Below are 1,536 nucleotides of genomic sequence, written 5' to 3' on the forward strand. Positions count from 1 at the left end.
GCCGCGATCGTCCGGCGACATCGCGCAGCGCGTCCAGAGAGCGCGGCAGGCGCATCAGCACGACGCGCGCGCCGGCGACCAGAGCCGCGTCCAGGGGGCCGGAGGAGATCTGCTCGGCCAGTCCCAGCGTGACGGCGTTGGAGAGCAGCGCCCTCTCACCCAGGACGGCGTCCTGGTGCACGCGCACCGCGGAGGCGCCGTCGTGGGCCGCTCCGAGGGCGAGGGCGCCGTAGGCGTCGCCGACGACGGCGATCTCACCGGCGCGGGCGCCGGTGCGCACAGCGGCCGATTCGTCGAGGATCAGGCGGTCTGCGGCATCCACCGCACCGAGACCCTCGCCCTCGACGTCGGGCGCGCGCCGAAGCCGCTCGAACGGCAGGGTCACGACCCCTCCGCGTATCGCAGGACCGCGTCGGCTGGTGTGCACTCATCGCCGATGCGGATGCCGTCGGCGAGCCGTCCCGCCTCGCGCAGCTCCTGCAATCCCGCCACGGTGCGCCGGCGCAGCTCCCACGGATCGATCGTGTTGACGTAGATCTTCGTGCCGCCTTCGAAGCCGGCCGGGATGGAGATGCGCCACTTGAGCACCACTCGCCAGGGCATGGGCCACGGCGCGCCCGGCGGACGATAGTGCCACTCTTCGTTGGTCGGCACGTGCACTCCGGTCGCGGCGTGCAGCGCGTGCAGCAGGTCGGACACGGCGCGGGTCTCGGCGTCCGTGTGCTCCTGCGGCAGGTTCGCCGCCGACGTCGAGAAGATCTCGAACGCCGGGTAGCGGTGCCCGACGCCCGCGAAGGCGACGGCGCCGTCCGTCGCCGCGACGACGAGACCCTCCGACACCGCGAGATCGGCGATCTCATGCTGGTACAGCCCGCGGTCGTGGGACAGCAGGCGCAGCTCGTGATCGACCTGCGGCCCGTGATCATCGATCGCGACGAGCTGCTTGTGCAGGTGCTCGAACGAGGCGCCCGCCGGACGCAGCCAGTTCTGGAAGACGCTCACGTACGCGGCGTTCGGCTGCGCGGCCTGGATCTCGGCCAGTGCCTGCACGGTGAAGGCGACGTAGGCCGCATGCTCGTCGGGGCTCAGTGTTCCCGCCGACGCCAGCTCGGCATCCGTGCTCGCACCGTCGACCACATGACGACGGGCGACGACCACGTCGTGGGAGCCGCCGAGCAGGTCCAACGCCGCCTCTTCGAGGCTGGTTTCGGCACCGGCCGCGCGGGCGCGGATCTCGGCGAGCTTCTCCATGTGCACGCGTCCCACGGGATCGGACAGATACTCCTCGGCCCACTGCACGATGCCGGTCGGTTGCCGGTAGCCGTGGTTCTCTCGCCAGTACTCCGCCGACACGATCTCGAACAGGTTGCCGAAGCGGCGGAACTCGGCGACGGAGTCGTTCAGCGCGTGGGCCGGCACCCGGCGCACCTCCTCGAAGCGCGGGCCGATCAGTCGGGCCTTCTCGGGTGTCGTCTCGAGGTAGCGATCCACGCAGAACGCACACAGACGACTCTAGAGGATCCCCGGGACCGAGCT

General features: G+C 71.1%; 1 protein-coding gene and 1 pseudogene. Both read right to left on the minus strand.

Features of this window, described 5'->3' with window-relative positions; all coding sequences use genetic code 11:
- A pseudogene (locus I5I_RS15985) lies at positions 1–385 on the minus strand (SAM-dependent methyltransferase); the annotation flags it as partial.
- The gene (locus I5I_RS02155; protein ID WP_374699897.1) at positions 382–1,506 is read right to left on the minus strand and encodes a DUF4921 family protein; all 1,125 of its coding nucleotides are present in this window, start codon (positions 1,504–1,506) and stop codon (positions 382–384) included. The pseudogene I5I_RS15985 and the gene I5I_RS02155, both read right to left, overlap by 4 nt.
- Positions 1,507–1,536: the final 30 nt, after the last annotated feature.

The organism is Microbacterium sp. B24 (assembly GCF_000333415.1).
Lineage (GTDB): Bacteria > Actinomycetota > Actinomycetes > Actinomycetales > Microbacteriaceae > Microbacterium.